General features: G+C 70.4%; 16 protein-coding genes. 3 read left to right on the forward strand and 13 right to left on the reverse strand.

What is annotated here, in order from left to right; genetic code table 11:
• Nucleotides 1–13 precede the first annotated feature (13 nt).
• Nucleotides 14–382, reverse strand: coding sequence for an STAS domain-containing protein (locus tag H283_RS24380; protein ID WP_051103560.1), 369 nt, complete (start codon nt 380–382; stop codon nt 14–16).
• Nucleotides 383–588: 206 nt separating this feature from the next.
• Nucleotides 589–1,875 carry a UDP-N-acetylglucosamine 1-carboxyvinyltransferase gene (gene murA / locus H283_RS0107650; protein ID WP_028785411.1) on the reverse strand — a complete coding sequence of 429 codons (1,287 nt, stop codon included), beginning with the start codon at nt 1,873–1,875 and terminating at the stop codon, nt 589–591.
• Nucleotides 1,876–1,941: 66 nt separating this feature from the next.
• On the opposite strand from murA, the gene H283_RS0107655 reads away from it, so the two are divergent.
• Nucleotides 1,942–2,586, forward strand: a complete 645-nt coding sequence (locus tag H283_RS0107655) for a cob(I)yrinic acid a,c-diamide adenosyltransferase (protein ID WP_020142932.1) — start codon at nt 1,942–1,944, stop codon at nt 2,584–2,586.
• Between the two features lie 207 nt (nt 2,587–2,793).
• A complete protein-coding gene (locus H283_RS0107665) occupies nt 2,794–3,816 on the forward strand; it encodes a hypothetical protein (protein WP_020142934.1) in 1,023 nt (340 codons plus the stop codon).
• A gap of 119 nt (nt 3,817–3,935) precedes the next feature.
• Here the strand turns inward: H283_RS0107665 and H283_RS0107670 are convergent, their stop codons facing one another.
• Both H283_RS0107670 and H283_RS0107675 read right to left on the reverse strand, forming a co-directional pair.
• Nucleotides 3,936–4,343, reverse strand: coding sequence for a DUF2550 domain-containing protein (locus H283_RS0107670; protein ID WP_231372244.1), 408 nt, complete (start codon nt 4,341–4,343; stop codon nt 3,936–3,938).
• Between the two features lie 38 nt (nt 4,344–4,381).
• Complete coding sequence (locus H283_RS0107675; RefSeq protein WP_028785412.1) at nt 4,382–4,657, reverse strand: F0F1 ATP synthase subunit epsilon; 276 nt, start codon at nt 4,655–4,657, stop codon at nt 4,382–4,384.
• A 118-nt stretch (nt 4,658–4,775) separates the two neighbouring features.
• Here H283_RS0107675 and H283_RS0107680 point away from each other — a divergent pair, with 118 nt between their 5' ends.
• The gene (locus H283_RS0107680) at nt 4,776–5,213 is read left to right on the forward strand and encodes a hypothetical protein (protein WP_156023043.1); all 438 of its coding nucleotides are present in this window, start codon (nt 4,776–4,778) and stop codon (nt 5,211–5,213) included.
• A gap of 118 nt (nt 5,214–5,331) precedes the next feature.
• On the opposite strand, the gene H283_RS24385 is transcribed toward H283_RS0107680, so the two are convergent.
• The 9 genes from H283_RS24385 to atpB all read right to left on the reverse strand — a co-directional run bounded on the left by H283_RS24385 (nt 5,332) and on the right by atpB (nt 15,496).
• Complete coding sequence (locus tag H283_RS24385) at nt 5,332–6,711, reverse strand: NAD(P)/FAD-dependent oxidoreductase (protein ID WP_020142938.1); 1,380 nt, start codon at nt 6,709–6,711, stop codon at nt 5,332–5,334.
• 169 nt (nt 6,712–6,880) lie between these two features.
• A complete protein-coding gene (locus H283_RS0107690) occupies nt 6,881–8,605 on the reverse strand; it encodes a hypothetical protein (protein ID WP_156023044.1) in 1,725 nt (574 codons plus the stop codon).
• Nucleotides 8,606–8,673: 68 nt separating this feature from the next.
• Entirely contained in the window at nt 8,674–10,134 is a 1,461-nt protein-coding gene (gene atpD / locus H283_RS0107695; RefSeq protein ID WP_020142939.1) for a F0F1 ATP synthase subunit beta, read from the reverse strand.
• A 27-nt stretch (nt 10,135–10,161) separates the two neighbouring features.
• Nucleotides 10,162–11,100, reverse strand: coding sequence for a F0F1 ATP synthase subunit gamma (locus H283_RS0107700; RefSeq protein WP_020142940.1), 939 nt, complete (start codon nt 11,098–11,100; stop codon nt 10,162–10,164).
• Nucleotides 11,101–11,205: 105 nt separating this feature from the next.
• Nucleotides 11,206–12,837: a F0F1 ATP synthase subunit alpha gene (atpA, locus tag H283_RS0107705; RefSeq protein ID WP_020142941.1), complete on the reverse strand. Its 1,632-nt coding sequence runs from the start codon at nt 12,835–12,837 to the stop codon at nt 11,206–11,208.
• Between the two features lie 69 nt (nt 12,838–12,906).
• Nucleotides 12,907–13,719 carry a F0F1 ATP synthase subunit delta gene (locus H283_RS0107710; RefSeq protein WP_020142942.1) on the reverse strand — a complete coding sequence of 271 codons (813 nt, stop codon included), beginning with the start codon at nt 13,717–13,719 and terminating at the stop codon, nt 12,907–12,909.
• The gene (locus H283_RS0107715) at nt 13,719–14,321 is read right to left on the reverse strand and encodes a F0F1 ATP synthase subunit B (protein WP_028785414.1); all 603 of its coding nucleotides are present in this window, start codon (nt 14,319–14,321) and stop codon (nt 13,719–13,721) included. Before H283_RS0107715 ends, H283_RS0107710 begins: the two co-directional genes overlap by 1 nt.
• A gap of 56 nt (nt 14,322–14,377) precedes the next feature.
• On the reverse strand, nt 14,378–14,587 hold the full coding sequence (gene atpE, locus H283_RS0107720; RefSeq protein WP_020142944.1) for an ATP synthase F0 subunit C: 210 nt from the start codon (nt 14,585–14,587) through the stop codon (nt 14,378–14,380).
• 126 nt (nt 14,588–14,713) lie between these two features.
• A complete protein-coding gene (gene atpB, locus H283_RS0107725) occupies nt 14,714–15,496 on the reverse strand; it encodes a F0F1 ATP synthase subunit A (protein ID WP_020142945.1) in 783 nt (260 codons plus the stop codon).
• Between the last annotated feature and the right edge of the window lie 22 nt (nt 15,497–15,518).

Raw genomic sequence — 15,518 nt, forward strand, 5'->3', positions numbered from 1 at the left:
CGTGGGGAGGCGCTCAGGCGGTGAGAGGCGCCACAGTCAGGCTCGCCGGAGCCGGGTGGCGCGGGGCGAGGATGCGCTCGAGGCGGCAGCCGCGCAGCAGACGCGTCGTGCGATCGCTCGCGTCGACGAGCAGCAGCCGGCGCTCGGCACGGGTGGCCCGCCGGTGGAGGTGGACGATGACGCCGAGGCCCGTCGCGTCGCCGATCTCGGCGTCGCCGAGATGCAGGCGCAGCTCGCCCGGACCCTGGTTGATGACCGCGTGGATCGCGTCGCGGATGTCGGGCACCGTGTGGACGTCGAGACGCCCCTCGATGATGACATCGTGGCCGTCGGGTGCGTCGAGCACTCTGACCGGACCCCTGCGGTGGGTGTTCAGCGTCATGTAGACCCCTCTCAACGCTGTGCCGTCACCATGATGACGCCTCAGCCAGCCAAAACGTTGCCCCTAGGAGTCAAGAAGTGGTCAAGAAAATACGAACATCGAGCGAAGAACTCCGTCGGCCTCCGTGCCGGTACTGAACGCTCCTGACAAAAGGGACGATCCGCCCCGCAGCCGCGGAACCGGCGCGGCGGGTCTCGGGGCTTCGACTACTCGAACGGAGGCTCGTCGTCGGGCTCGCGCGACACGTCGGCGCCGAGTGCGCGGAGCGCCTGCTCGAACCGCGGGTAGCCCCGGTCGATGTGGTGGACACCGCTGACGAGGGTGTCCCCCTCGGCCACGAGGCCGGCGATGACGAGGGCGGCGCCCGAGCGGATGTCGCTGCTCTCGACGGGGGCGCCGGACAGCATCGGGACGCCGTGCGTCATGACGTGGTGCCCGTCGATCTGCGCGTCGGCGCCGAGACGGGCGAGCTCCTGGACCGTGCGGAAGCGGGCCTCGAAGAGGTTCTCCGTGACCATGGCGGAGCCGTCTGCCACGGCGTTGTACGACAGCGCGAAGGGCTGCAGGTCGGTCGGGAAGCCCGGGTAGGGCAGCGTCGCGACGTCGAAGGCGCGCGGACGCCGGTCGACCGCCGACACCCTGAACCCGCGCGGCGTGACCTCGACGTGGCACCCCGCCTCCTCGAGCGCGCCCAGCGGCGCCCTGAGGTGCTCGGCGACCCCACCGACGACCTCGATGTCGCCCCGTGTGGTGGCAGCGGCGAAGGCCCACGTGCCGGCCGCGATCCGGTCGGAGACGACGGCGTGCTCGGTCGGGGCGAGGGCCTCGACGCCGTGGACGGTGATGCGCGACGTGCCGGCGCCCTCGAGGCGGGCGCCCATCGACACGAGCATCTCGGCGATGTCGATGATCTCCGGCTCCTTGGCGACGTTGTCGATCGTCGTCGTGCCGCGGGCCAGGACCGCCGCCGTGAGGATGTTCTCGGTGGCCCCGACGCTCGGGAAGTCGAGCCGGATGTCGGCGCCGCGCAGGCCGTTGGGCGCCGTGGCGACGAGGTAGCCGTGCGTCACGTGCACCTCGGCGCCGAGGGCCTCGAGACCGGCCGCGTGCAGGTCGAGGCCGCGCGAGCCGATCGCGTCCCCACCCGGGACGGCGACGTCGGCCTCGCCGACGCGGGCCACGAGCGGGCCCAGCACCGAGATGGAGGCGCGCAGCGCCCGGACGAGCTCGTAGTCGGCCCGGTGACCGATGCGCTCGGGCACGTCGAGGACGACGACGCCCGCGGCCGCGTCGTAGTCGACACCCACCCCGAGCCGGCGCAGCAGCTCGGCCATGATCGTCACGTCGGCGATCGCCGGCACGTTCGTCAGCGTCGTGCGGCCCACGGCCAGCAGGGCCACGGCCATCAGCTTCAGGGCGCTGTTCTTGGCGCCGACGACGGCGACCTCGCCCACGAGGTGGGCACCACCGACGACACGGAATCGCTCTCTCACCCACCGAACCCTATCGGGGCACCGACCGACGGACGGCGCCTCCACGACGGGTGAGAGAGTGGCCCCATGGTCAACCTGACGCGGATCTACACGCGCACCGGCGACGACGGGACGACGAGCCTCGGCGACTTCTCGCGGGTCAGCAAGAACGACGCCCGGCTGCACGCCTACGCCGACTCCAACGAGGCCAACGCGGCCATCGGCATCGCCGTCGCGTGCGGCGACCTGCCCGACGAGGTCAGGACCACCCTCCAGCGCGTGCAGAACGAGCTCTTCGACGTCGGCGCCGACCTGTCGACGCCCCTGCGGCACTCCTACGACTACCCGCCCCTGCGCGTCGAGCAGCCGTGGATCGACGACCTCGAGGCGGACTGCGACCACTACCTCGAGCAGGTCGAGAAGCTCCGGTCGTTCATCCTCCCCGGAGGCACGGCCGGGTCGGCGCACCTGCACCTCGCGACGACCATCGTGCGTCGCGCCGAGCGTTCCGCGTGGGCGGCCGCCGACCAGCACGGCACCGAACCGGCCCCCGAGGGCACCGACGCGAGGGGCGTCGGCGGCGTCAACGTCCTGACGGCGAAGTACCTCAACCGCCTCTCGGACCTGCTCTTCATCCTCGCCCGGATCGCCAACAAGCCGATCGGCGGCGACGTGCTGTGGCAGCCCGGTGGCGGCCGCGTCGAGAAGCCCGAGCGCACGAAGAAGCACTGACCCGCCCCACGGCATACGGCCGCGGGTGCCTCCTGCTCGGCACCTCGTCGCGCGCGAGATCGTGCGACCGGTGTCGTCTGGACGCAGCAGGTGCGCGACCTCGCGCCCGACCATGACGTCGTCCACACCCCCCGACGCCGGACGCGCACCGTCCACACCGTCCTGCCGAGGCGCGACTGACGCAGCGGCGGAGCGCACGCTGCTCGGGTGGACCCCAGACTCCCCACCGCGCTGCACGAGCTCGCGCTGCACCAGCACGGTGTCCTGACTCGCCGACAGCTGCTCGAGGGCGGCCTGACGCCCGCTCAGCTGCGCACGCGGCTCGGGCGCGAGTGGCGACTGCTCCTGCGGGGCGTCGTCCTGCTGTCCAACGGGGTTCCCTCAGACCAGCAGCGGCTGGTGGCCGCCCTGCTCTTCGCTGGACCGAGGAGCTGGCTCGCGGGCCCGACCGCCGCAGCGGTGCACGGCATCGCCGGGCTCTGCGTGAGCAACCCGATCCACGTCCTCGTCCCGGCGCCACAGCGCTCCCGCGCTCACGCCTGGGTCCTCGTCCGCAACACGACCCTTCTCGACGAGCCCGTTCACCGACGTGGCCCGCTCCGTCTCTCGTGTCCCGCGCGTGCGGCCGTCGACGCCGCGGCTGCCGCACCGTCGACCGAGCAGGCCCGAGGCGTGCTCGTCGCCGCGGCCCAGTCGCGCAAGGCACGGCTGAGCGACCTCGCGCACTGGACGCTCGCTCGTGGGCAGGTGGGCTCCCGACGCCTGCACGAGGGTCTGGAGCTCGCAGCGTCCGGTGCGTGGTCCGTGCCCGAGGCCGACCTGCTGCGCCTGCTCTCCTCGTCCACGGTCCTGCCTCCGGTGTGGGCCAACCCCGAGGTGCGCGACCAGAGGGGGCGCCGCCTCACGACACCCGATGCGTGGATCGACGACGTGGCCCTCGCCGTCATGGTGCACAGCCGCCAGTGGCACGCCGACAGCCTGGCGTGGGAGTCGACGGTCGAGCACGACACGGATCTGCAGACGGCTCGGGTCGTGGTCGTCGGCGTGACGCCGCACTCGATCGCTGCGCGACCACGGTGGGTCCTTGATCGGATCGAGGCGGCCTACCTCGAGGCGCGGGCGTCCGGCGTGCGAGCGAACGTGGTGGCGACCCCGCACGACCCGTGGTCGACCGGCCGAACGGTGCCGATGCAGAGGGAGCACGACGGTCCTGCGCCTGGTCGTGCGTGAGATCGTGCAGCTGGTATCGCTGGGTCGCAGCGGGCGCACGATCTCGCGCCTGACGACCGAGCGGCCAAACGGCGGCGAGGAGCGCCCGAGCAGCGGCCCTCGTCCGGGTCGGTCCGGCGTCAGGCGACGTTGACGTTGTAGCCGGGGGGTGCGGCTTCCTGCCACGAGCGCAGCGCGGTGTAGGCGGGACCCTGCAGGGCCAGCTCGAAGTCCCGGTCGCCGTCGCTGCACGGCACCCGGCTCGCGTCGGGCAGCAGCGGGATCGAGTCGCTGCCGCTCAGCGGCTCCGGGGCGTCGAGCAGCAGGCGCTGGCGCAGCCAGCGGTGCTTGGGGCGCACGGAGACGCCCCCGAGGGCATACCACTCGAGGGCGTTGTCACCGAACCTGATGAGACCCAGGCGCCAGCGGTCGGACTCCGTGCGGCGCATGCCGCAGAGGGTCAGGGGCAGGCCCTTGGCGATGTAGCGCCGGCGCAGGTAGGTCGTCGCGAGGACGACCACCGCGACCACCAGGAGCGTGCCGATCACGATCTCGGTAGAGACGAGAACGGACGGCACGCGCGACCTCAGCTCGTCTGCAGCGACGAGGCGTCGACGTGCTCGGCGACGATGGTCACGACGTCGGAGTCGACCGAGAGGAACCCGCCGTCGACCGTCACCGTGCGACGCTCGCCCTCGAGGGACTCGATGGAGACCTCGCCCTCGACGAGGACACCGAGCAACGGGGTGTGGCCGGGCAGGATGCCCAGCTCGCCCGAGATGGACCGGGCGCGTACGAACTTGGCCTCGCCCTCCCAGACCTTCCGGTCGGCGGCAACCATCTCAACCTTGAGCGAACTCACGTTTCCTCCGGATCGTGGGGGTGTGCTCTGCAGTTTAGTGCCTCTGCGAGGATGCTCCGTACGCGAGGTGGCGCAGGCCGCTCGCGCCGATTCCCCATCCTCCACAGGAGTCCCATCCATGAGCACTGCCGTGTCCGACGCCCTTCTCGAGCCGACCCGCCGCCCGGTGGCCGTCGAGACCCTGACCGACGTCATCGACGCCGAGGTGGCCGACAAGTCCGGGCTGGGCGGAGCCGCCGTCAAGGCCGGCTACGCCGCCGCCAAGAAGCTCGGTGGCAACTTCGTCACGAGCGCCACCGACCGTCTGCTGCCCCAGTTCGCGAGCGCCCTCGACCCCTTCTGGGCCACCAAGGGTGACACGTCGTTCGGGGCGCACCTCGCGGCCCAGCCCGACGCCGCGGCGGACGCCCTCCTCGCGGTGACCGACGCGAAGGCCGCCGCAACCTCGCACGGCTCGGCCGCCAAGGTCTACGGCTCGCTGCGCGGCAAGGCCAAGGGCCATGTCGTCGCCGCGCTCCCCCGCCTCGGCGCCGCGGTGGAGCGTCTCGTCCCCTGACGTGTCCTGACGTCTCCACCGCGCGCGACCGCGGGCACGACGCCGACCACGTATGCTGCCGGGCCGGCTCCCCTCGAGGAGCCGGCCCGGTCGTGGGTCCGGGTCGCAGGCGGGCCGGTCAGGACTCGTCGTGCGCGCGGTCCGTCGCGACGCGCGGCAGCTCGGGACTGAACTCCTCGCCCAGGTCGGCGATGGCCTGCCGGGCGAACACCTGCTGCTCGGTGACGACACGCTCGGACCGGCCGCGTCCGATGAAGGTGACGGCCCAGTGCAGCAGCGTCGTGATGCGGTGCTTGAAGCCGATGATGTAGACGAGGTGCACCGCCAGCCACAGGATCCACGCGAAGAACCCGCTGAACTGCGCCTTGCCGACCGACGCGACGGCCGAGAAGCGCGAGATCGTGGCCATCGAGCCCTTGTCGAAGTACTCGAACGGTCCATTGGGCTCCTTGCCGTCGAGGCGTCGCTCGATCTGCTCCGCGGCGTAGCGACCGCCCTGGATGGCGACCTGGGCGACGCCCGGCAGCCCGTCGAGCGCCATCATGTCGCCGACGACGAAGACCTCGGGGTGGCCCGGGAGCGTGAGGTCGCCGCGGACCTCGACGCGGCCGGCCCGGTCGAGGTGGGCACCGGACTGGTCGGCGAGCTGGCGACCGAGCGGCGACGCGCTGACGCCTGCGGCCCACACCTTGCACACCGACTCGATGCGCTCGCGGCTGCCGTCGCCGTGCTCGACCTCGATCCCCGTCGCGTCGACGTCGACGACCTTGGCGCCGAGGCGCACCTCGACGCCCATCTCGGACAGGCGCTTGACGGCGCGGTCGCCGAGCTTCTCGCCGAAGGAGCCGAGCACCGCGGGCGCTGCGTCGAGCAGGACGACCCGGGCCTTCGTCGGGTCGATCCGACGGAAGTCGCGCTTGAGCGTGCGTCGCGCGAGCTCGGAGATCTGCCCCGCCATCTCGACACCGGTCGGACCCGCACCGACGACGACGAACGTCATGAGGCGGTCGACCTCGGCCTGCGTCGTGGCGAGCTCGGCCAGCTCGAACGAGCCGAAGATGCGGCCGCGCAGCTCGAGGGCGTCGTCGATGGACTTCATGCCGGGGGCGTGCCGGGCGAACTGGTCGTTGCCGAACCACGACTGGCCGGCGCCCGCGGCGACGATGAGCGAGTCGTACGGGGTGACCGTCTCCCGGCCGACCGCGGTGTGGGTCACGGTGCGCGCCTCGAGGTCGATCGTCTCGACCTCACCGAGCAGCACCTTCGCGTTGTCCTGACGGTGCAGCACCTCGCGCGTCGAGGGCGCGATCTCGCCCTCGGAGAGGATCCCGGTGGCCACCTGGTAGAGCAACGGCTGGAAGAGGTGGTGCGTCGTGCGGGCGATGAGGGTCACGTCGACGTCGGCGCGCTTCAGCTTCTGCGTGCTGAACAGACCGCCGAAACCCGATCCGATGACCACGACCCGGTGGCGCGGGGCCTGCTGGGTGGGCGTGCTCACGTTTCTCCTTGTCCTTGAGCTGTGTCCTGGTGCGAGGTGATGGGCTCGTCGGCGCTGACGGGTGCATCTGTGTCAACACCATGAGTCGTACCCGCATGCCCCGTGGGCGACGCCGAGGGCGTCCAGGCGCTGCGGTTCTCGTCACACTCGGCGCACGTCGTCGCGGGGCTCATCCGACCCGCCTCAGGACGACGATCTGCGAGGTCTGCGACACGACGCGGTAGTGGGCGACGACCCAGTCACGCAGCGGGTCGGCGTCGTCGATGTAGCGGTGGTGGCCGTATCCCGGCCAGAAGTCCCGGGCCGCCACCACGCAGTCGGGCACGCGTCCCGAGCGCTGCACCCAGTCGAGCACGTCCTGGCTCGTCGTGCCGAAGAAGTCCATCCAGACGATGGGGGTGTCGAAGCGGAGGTCGGCGTAGAGGAAGGCCGCGGGGTGGATGTAGTCGAGCGCCCCGTCGCCGGGTCGCGCACACGCCTGCACGGCCTGCTGGTCCGCCTCGAGCTCGGCGCGGTGCTGCTCGGTGGTCCGGAGCCCGGCGAAGGCACCTCCCGGTGCGTCCGTCACGAGGGCGGTGGGTGGTCCGTCGCGGAAGCTGTTGAGCGCGTGGACCGTCCCGAGGGAGGCGAGCAGGAGACCGGCCACCGCCACCTTCGCCGGACGCGTGCCGACGTGCACGAGGGCGGCGACGGTCACGGCGAGCAGTCCCGGCGCCAGCACCGCCCCCGTCGCTCCCCACACCGGGCCGGACGAGGTGAAGGCGGCGAGGAAGGGCATGCCGACGAGCGTCGGTGTCAGGCCGAGGACGGCCAGGCGCGCCACGGGACCCCGGGCCCGAACCGCGACGACGAGGAGGACGGGCAGCAGGACGACGACGAGGACGGTGCCGAGCAGCGGGGTGAGCCACGACAGCACGGTGTAGGTCGTCGAGACCACCCCGCTCTGGAGAGCCTGGACCGTGACCGCGCCGACGGCGAGGAGCAGGAGCGGCACCCTCAGGCGTCGCGCAGCGGGAACCGCGGCGAGCACCGCGAGCGGCACCGCGAGCAGGACCCAGGGGCTCGCGAGGGCGGTCCCGACCTGGTCGGTCCACCGCCCGAGCCGGTCCCAGCGGCTCGGGCGCGTGGCCTGGTAGGCGTCGGTGAAGGCCACGGTCGCCGAGATGTCGGCCGGGCCCCAGACCACGAGCGCGAGGAACCCGACGACGGCCCCGACGACGAGCGCACCGGCGGCGACCGCCAGCACCCCGGGCCGGGCCGAGACGAGGCCGAGCACACCGGGACGCCGTTCGCCGGGCGTGGCGCCCGACCTCGACGTCGTCACGTCGAGGCGCCACAGCAGCAGACCGAGCACGACGAGGAGCGCTGCAGCAGCGGGCGCGGTCACCGGGTGGCTCACCGCCCCGAGGGCGGTCGCCGCCCCCGCCGACACGGCATACGGGCGCGCGCAGCGGACGCAGCGGACGGTGGCGCCGAGCCCGCAGCACACGGCGAGGAGGTACATCAGCGCCGGCGTCGTGTTGTAGGACACGACCTGCTGGTTGTATGCCGCCGGCAGCAGCGCCACGGCCAGCGCGCACGCGCTCGTGCCCCGACCGAGAGCGGGCGCGACCGCGCGCCAGCACACGGCACCGACGCCGGCGCACACGAGCACGAACCACACCCGCGAGGCGAGCACGAGGCCGTCCAGCCCGACGGCGTGCTCCCACGTCCAGACGAACGGGACCGCGGGCCAGGCACCGAGCGCCTGGACGTTCATCTCGTCCCGGAACGGGACGTCACCCTGGGCGAGCCGGAGCGCCAGCTCCACGGCGTGCGAGCTGTCGCTGAGGTCCACCCCGTAGCGGGCGCGGGCGATCGCGACGGCCGCGACGGCGACCGCGAAGCACGGCACCCACACACGACGAACGGGGAGGGCCCAGAGGGCACCTCCCCGTCGTCGGGTGAATCGATCCATCCAGATCAGAGGTTCTTCTGGATCTCCGCCCACTGGCGTTCGACGTCGTCGAGGCCACCACACATGAAGAAGGCCTGCTCGGCGACGTGGTCGTACTCGCCGTCGGCGATCTTCGTGAACGCCTCGATCGTGTCGGACAGCGGCACGGTCGAACCCTCGATGCCGGTGAACTGCTTGGCGACGTAGGTGTTCTGCGACAGGAAGCGCTGGATGCGACGGGCGCGGTTGACGAGGATCTTGTCCTCTTCGGAGAGCTCGTCGATACCGAGGATCGCGATGATGTCCTGAAGCTCCTTGTTGCGCTGCAGGATCGACCGGATGCGCACGGCCGTGTTGTAGTGGTCGGCCGCCACGTAGCGCGGGTCGAGGATTCGCGAGGTCGAGGACAGCGGGTCGACAGCCGGGTAGATACCCATCGACGCGATGTCACGCGAGAGCTCGGTCGTCGCGTCGAGGTGCGCGAAGGTCGTGGCCGGAGCCGGGTCGGTGTAGTCGTCGGCCGGCACGTAGATCGCCTGCATCGAGGTGATCGAGTGACCACGCGTGGACGTGATGCGCTCCTGCAGGGTGCCCATCTCGTCGGCCAGGGTGGGCTGGTAGCCCACGGCGGACGGCATGCGACCGAGGAGGGTCGAGACCTCCGAGCCGGCCTGCGTGAAGCGGAAGATGTTGTCGATGAAGAGGAGCACGTCCTGCTTCTGGACGTCGCGGAAGTACTCCGCCATCGTCAGTGCCGACAGGGCGACGCGCAGACGCGTGCCCGGCGGCTCGTCCATCTGACCGAAGACGAGGGCGGTCTGTCCGAGGACGCCCGCCTCCTCCATCTCGACCATGAGGTCGTTGCCCTCACGGGTGCGCTCACCGACACCGGCGAACACCGACACACCACCGTGGTCACGGGCGACACGGGCGATCATCTCCTGGATGAGCACCGTCTTGCCGACGCCGGCACCACCGAAGAGGCCGATCTTGCCACCCTGGACGTACGGAGTCATCAGGTCGATGACCTTGATGCCCGTCTCGAACATCGTGGTCTTGGACTCGAGCTGGTCGAAGGCGGGAGCCTTGCGGTGGATGCCCCACCGCTCCTTGACCTCGAGCTTCTCGCCCTCGGCGAGGTTCATGCACTCGCCGGTCGTGTTGAACACGTGGCCGAGGGTCACGTCACCGACGGGGACGGTGATCGGGCCGCCGGTGTCCTGCACGGCCGAGCCGCGCACGAGACCGTCGGTCGGCTGCAGCGAGATCGCACGGACCATGTTGTCGCCGATGTGCTGGGCGACCTCGAGGTTGAGGTTCTTCGTCTCGCCGGCGAGGGTGACCTCGGTCGTGAGCAGGTTGTACTGCTCCGGCATGGCGTCGACGGGGAACTCCACGTCCACGACCGGGCCGATGATGCGGGAGATGCGTCCGACGCCGCCCGCGGGCGGGGCCGTCCACGTGGTGTCGCTGACAGTTGCAGTCATGGTGGTCTGCTTCCTTACCTGTGGGCGTTACTTCTTGGCGTCGGCGAGGGCGTTGGCGCCGCCCACGATTTCGCTGATCTCTTGGGTGATGCCGGCCTGACGGGCCTGGTTGGCGAGGCGCTGATAGGTCTTGATCAGCTCCGTCGCGTTGTCGGTGGCCGACTTCATCGCCCGCTGGCGGGCGGCGAGCTCGGAGGCCGCCGAGCTGAGCAGCGCGGTGAAGATGCGGTTGCGGACGTACTTCGGCAGCAGCAGGTCGAGGACCTCGGACGCGCTCGGCTCGAAGGAGTACTCCGGCGGGATCTGGCCCTCCTCGTAGCGGTTGACGCTGAGGTCCAGGCTCTCGTCGTCGCCCGCCTCGTCGGCCTCGACGACTTCGAGAGGCAGCAGGCGCAGCACGAACGGGTCCTGGCGGACCATGGAGCGGAAGCGGGTGAACACGACGTGGATCTCGTCGTGGCCGCCCTCCTCCGTGGGCTTGAGGAAGTCGGCCGTGATGCGGTCGGCGATCTCCTTGGCGTTCTCGAACGTCGGGGCGTCGGAGAAGCCGGTCCACTCGGCGGCGTAGTCGCGCTTGCGGAACTTGAAGTAGCTCACGGCCTTGCGACCGACGAGGTAGGGCACGACCTCCTTGCCCTCGGCGGTCAGTTTGGAGATGAGCTCCGCGCTCTCCTTGATCGCCGCGACGGAGTAGGCACCGGCAAGTCCGCGGTCCGCCGTGATGATGACGACGCCGGCCCGCTTCGCGGTCTCCTTCGCCGTCGTCAACGGGTGGTCCTCGTTCGTGTTGGTCGCCACCGCGGACACGGCACGCGTCAGCGCGGTCGTGTACGGCATCGCCTCGGTGGCCCGCTGGCGGGCCTTGACGACGCGTGCGGCCGCGATCAGCTCCATCGCGTTGGTGATCTTCTTGATGGAGTTGACGGACTTGATGCGCTGGCGGTAGATCCGCATCTGCGCTCCCATGTGCTCCGCCTCTCTTGGTCTCTAAAAGTCTGTGGTTGCCTGCAGGGTGGGCTCACGCCCGCTTCCGTGTGCCGCCCGGCTGGCCGGGCGGCACACGGAAGGTGGTCACTTCTGCTTGACGATCTTCGCCTGGGTGATCTGGTCGTCGGCGATCTCGTCGAACTCCTCGTTGCCGGCCTCGAGGCCGTCCTTGCCGGTGCCCCGGAAGGTGAACTTGACCTCGTCGACGACCTTGGCGAGGGCCGTCTCGGTGTCCTCGTCGAGCTTGAGGGTCTCGCGGATCGTCTGGAGGATCTTGCCGTCGCGACGCAGCGTCTCGAGCAGCTCGGTCTCGAAGGTGCGGACGTCCTCGACCGCGACGTCGTCGAGCCTGCCGGTCGTACCGGTCCAGATCGAGACGACCTGCTCCTCGACGGGGTACGGCGAGCTCTGCGGCTGCTTGAGCAGCTCGACGAGGCGCGCACCACGGGCGAGCTGGGCTCGCGAGGCGGGGTCGAGGTCGGACGCGAACATCGCGAACGCCTCCATGGCACGGAACTGCGCGAGGTCGAGCTTGAGTCGACCGGCGACGGACTTCATCGCCTTGATCTGCGCGGCACCGCCGACTCGGGAGACCGAGACACCCACGTCGATGGCCGGACGCACGTTGGCGTTGAACAGGTCGGCCTGGAGGTAGATCTGGCCGTCCGTGATCGAGATGACGTTGGTCGGGATGTACGCCGAGACGTCGCCCGCCTTGGTCTCGATGATGGGCAGACCCGTCATCGAGCCGTGGCCGAGGTCGTCGGAGAGCTTGGCGCAACGCTCGAGGAGCCGGCTGTGCAGGTAGAAGACGTCACCCGGGTAGGCCTCGCGGCCCGGCGGACGGCGCAGCAGCAGCGACACGGCGCGGTAGGCCTCGGCCTGCTTGCTCAGGTCATCGAAGACGATGAGGACGTGCTTGCCCTGGTACATCCAGTGCTGGCCGATGGCCGAGCCGGTGTAGGGCGCGAGGTACTTGAAGCCCGCCGAGTCGGACGCGGGAGCCGCGACGATCGTGGTGTACTCCAGCGCGCCGGCCTCTTCGAGCGTGCCGCGGACCGACGCGATGGTCGAGCCCTTCTGGCCGATGGCGACGTAGATGCAGCGGACCTGGGCGTCGGGGTCGCCCGACTCCCAGTTGCGCTTCTGGTTGATGATCGTGTCGATCGCGACCGTCGTCTTGCCGGTCTGGCGGTCGCCGATGATGAGCTGGCGCTGGCCACGGCCGATCGGCGTCATCGCGTCGATCGACTTGATGCCGGTCTGGAGCGGCTCGTGGACCGACTTGCGCTGGACGACGTTGGGCGCCTGCAGCTCGAGGGCGCGACGCTCCTCGGTCTTGATGTCGCCGAGGCCGTCGATCGGGTTGCCGAGCGGGTCGACGACACGGCCGAGGAAGTCGTCACCGACCGGGACCGAGAGGACCTCGCCCGTGCGCTTGACGGTCTGGCCCTCCTCGATGCCGGCGAAGTCACCGAGGACGACGACGCCGATCTCGTGGACGTCGAGGTTCAGCGCGAGGCCGAGCGTGCCGTCCTCGAACTGGAGCAGCTCGTTGGTCATGGCCGAGGGCAGACCCTCGACGTGAGCGATGCCGTCACCGGCGTCGGTGACGCGGCCGACCTCTTCGCGGGAGGCCGCGCCGGGCTCGTAGGACTGGACGAACGAGTCCAGAGCGTCCCGGATCTCCTCCGGACGGATCGAAAGCTCCGTCATGTCAGATCTTCTCCTCGGTTTCGACCCGCAGGGCGGGCCGGTGGTTGATCACAGCTGGTGGTGGGTGCTTCAGGCACCCATGGCCCGGCGGGCCGCGTCGAGCTTGCGGATGACGGTTCCGTCGATGAGCTCGTCACCGATCTCGACCTTGACCCCGCCCATGACCCGGGGGTCCACGACGGTGTTGACGTGGACCGTGCCGCCGTAGATGGCAGCCAGGCCCGCGGCGAGGCGGGCACGGTCGTCGTCGGTGAGCGGGACGGCCGAGGTGACGGTGGCCGTCTGCTGCTCGCGGCGGCGCGAGGCCGTCTCGAGGTACTTCTCGAGGACCCGGTCGAAGCGCAGGCCGCGCGGGGCGACCACGGCCTGACGAGCCAGCACGAGGGTTTCCGGGGAGACCTTCTCGCGCAGGAGCGAGGACACGAGGTCGGCCCGCTTGTCGGCCGGAGCCTGCACGTCGGCCAGTGCCGAGCGCAGCGGGGCGTCGGCCGCCACGATGCGCTCGAAGCGGAACAGCTCGTCCTCGACGCGGTCGGCGCGGCCCTGGGCCTCCGCCTCGGCGATGACGGCCTCGACGGCATACGACTCGACCGTGTCGGTCAGGTCACGCTCGGAGCTCCAGCGCTGGCCGAAGGCACCCTTGAGCACGACCAGCGTCTCGGCGCTGACCTTGCCCGCGAAGAGCCGCTCGGCGAGCTGGGCCTTGTCGACGCCCTCGCGGGACGGGTCGGCCACGGCGCGACGCAGGGTCGCGCTGCCGTCGATGATCCCGACGGCCGCGAAGAGCTCCTCGGCCAACCGCGAACGGTCGGCACCGGCAGCGAGGACGCCGGTGAGAGCCTCGCGGCTCGCCGCCGCTGCTGCGCGTGAGGGTCCCTGCATCAGGCGTCCCCGCCCTGGCTGCCGGCGGCGCCGCCGACCTTCTCGCGCACGACGTCGCCCGACTCGAGCTCGGCGAGGAAGCGCTCGACGATGCCCTTCTGACGGGTCTCCTCGTGGAGGGACTCCCCGACGATGCGGCTCGCGAGGTCGGTCGAGATGCGGCCGACGTCACCACGGAGCGAGACGACCGCCTGCTGGCGCTCGGCCTCGATCTGCTTGTGCGCCGTCTCGGTGATCCGAGAAGCCTCGGACGCCGCGTGCTCGCGCATCTCGGCGATGATCTGCGCGCCCTGGGCCTTCGCGTCCTCGCGGATGCGGGCGGCCTCGGAGCGGGCCTCGACGAGCTGGGCCTGGTACTGCTCGAGCGCGGCCTGGGCCTGCGCCTGGGCCTCCTCGGCCTTGTTCATCCCGCCCTCGATCGCAGCAGTGCGCTCGGCGTAGATCTGCTCGAGGCGCGGCACGACCTTCTGCTTCACGACGACGTAGAGGATCGCGAAGCACGCCAGGCCGAAGAAGAACTCGAGCGGGTGCGGGATGATCGGTGCCGCGGTGGCCCAGAAGCCGCCCTCGCCGCCCTCGGCGGTCACGGTCACTGCTTGCATGAGGTTCTCCTAGAGAGAAAGACGATCGGTGCTTCGGGCTGCCCCGGAAAGGGGCGTCAGCCCTTGAAGACGAACGCGAGCGCGATACCGAAGATGGCGAGCGCCTCGGTGATGGCCATGCCCAGGAAGGCGATCGGCTGCAGCATGCCGCGAGCCTCGGGCTGACGGGCGACGCCGTTGATGTAGGCGGCGAAGATCAGACCGACACCGATACCGGGGCCGATGGCGGAGAGGCCGTAACCGAGGATGGCGATGTTGCCAGTCATGTTTATTCCATTCCTTCTTGTCTTGTCCGGCTGGCGGTTACCAGACGGGCGGGGGCGAAGCTGGTGTGTGGTGCTCGTGCGGTGGTGCAGTTCGTGGGGCGCCGGAGGCGCAGGGAGACGGCGGCCTCAGTGCTCGTCGGCGACCGCGCCGCCGATGTAGAGGGCGGCCAGCAGGGTGAAGACGTAGGCCTGGAGGAACTCGACCAGCAGCTCGAAGAGCGTCATCACGAAGGCGAAGATCCACGTGACGCCACCGGCGACGACGAGGACACCGCCGGAGTTGAGCATGTACCAGCCACCGGTGATGAACAGGACGATGAGGATGTGGCCGGCGAACATGTTGCCGAAGAGTCGCAGGGCGAGGGTGACCGGTCGCGTGAAGAGGTCGGTGATCAGCTCGAGGAAGAAGATCGCGGGGATCATCGCCTTCGGCAGACCCGCGGGCACGAGCGACTTCCAGTAGCCGATGAACCCGTGCTTGCGCATGCCCACGACGTGGAAGACGACCCAGACGATGAGCGACAGGGCGATCGGGAAGCCGATGCGGCTGAAGGTCGGGTAGCTGAACGGCGGGATGACGCCGAAGAAGTTGTTGACGAGGATCGTCGTGAAGAGCGCGAAGAGCAGCGGCACGAACCGCATGAACTCCTTGCTGCCGATGAGGTCGCGGGCGATGCCGTTGCGGACCAGGCCGTAGACGGCCTCGGTGCCCATCTGGCCACGGCCCGGCACGAGCGCCTTCTTCTTCGTCGTGGCGAGCAGCCACCAGACGACGAGGCCGGTCGCGACGACCATGAGGAGGATGGGCCGCGTGACCGCCCAGGGGCCGTCGGTCCCGAAGAGGGGCTGCCAGAACTCCTCGACGCCGGGGGCGGTGTAGTCCGTCGGGGCGGCGGCCACGATGCTCACGGGTTACTCCTTTGTAGGTTCT

This window comes from Terracoccus sp. 273MFTsu3.1 (assembly GCF_000383675.1).
Lineage (GTDB): Bacteria > Actinomycetota > Actinomycetes > Actinomycetales > Dermatophilaceae > Terrabacter.

Excerpts from the sequence above, each read along its gene's own strand:
- H283_RS24380 (WP_051103560.1), bottom strand. The coding sequence starts at position 382 with ATGACGCTGAACACCCACCGCAGGGGTCCGGTCAGAGTGCTCGACGCA.
- H283_RS0107655 (WP_020142932.1), top strand. The coding sequence starts at position 1,942 with ATGGTCAACCTGACGCGGATCTACACGCGCACCGGCGACGACGGGACG.
- H283_RS0107680 (WP_156023043.1), top strand. The coding sequence starts at position 4,776 with ATGAGCACTGCCGTGTCCGACGCCCTTCTCGAGCCGACCCGCCGCCCG.
- atpD (WP_020142939.1), bottom strand. The coding sequence starts at position 10,134 with ATGACTGCAACTGTCAGCGACACCACGTGGACGGCCCCGCCCGCGGGC.
- H283_RS0107700 (WP_020142940.1), bottom strand. The coding sequence starts at position 11,100 with ATGGGAGCGCAGATGCGGATCTACCGCCAGCGCATCAAGTCCGTCAAC.
- atpA (WP_020142941.1), bottom strand. The coding sequence starts at position 12,837 with ATGACGGAGCTTTCGATCCGTCCGGAGGAGATCCGGGACGCTCTGGAC.
- H283_RS0107710 (WP_020142942.1), bottom strand. The coding sequence starts at position 13,719 with ATGCAGGGACCCTCACGCGCAGCAGCGGCGGCGAGCCGCGAGGCTCTC.
- H283_RS0107715 (WP_028785414.1), bottom strand. The coding sequence starts at position 14,321 with ATGCAAGCAGTGACCGTGACCGCCGAGGGCGGCGAGGGCGGCTTCTGG.
- atpE (WP_020142944.1), bottom strand. The coding sequence starts at position 14,587 with ATGACTGGCAACATCGCCATCCTCGGTTACGGCCTCTCCGCCATCGGC.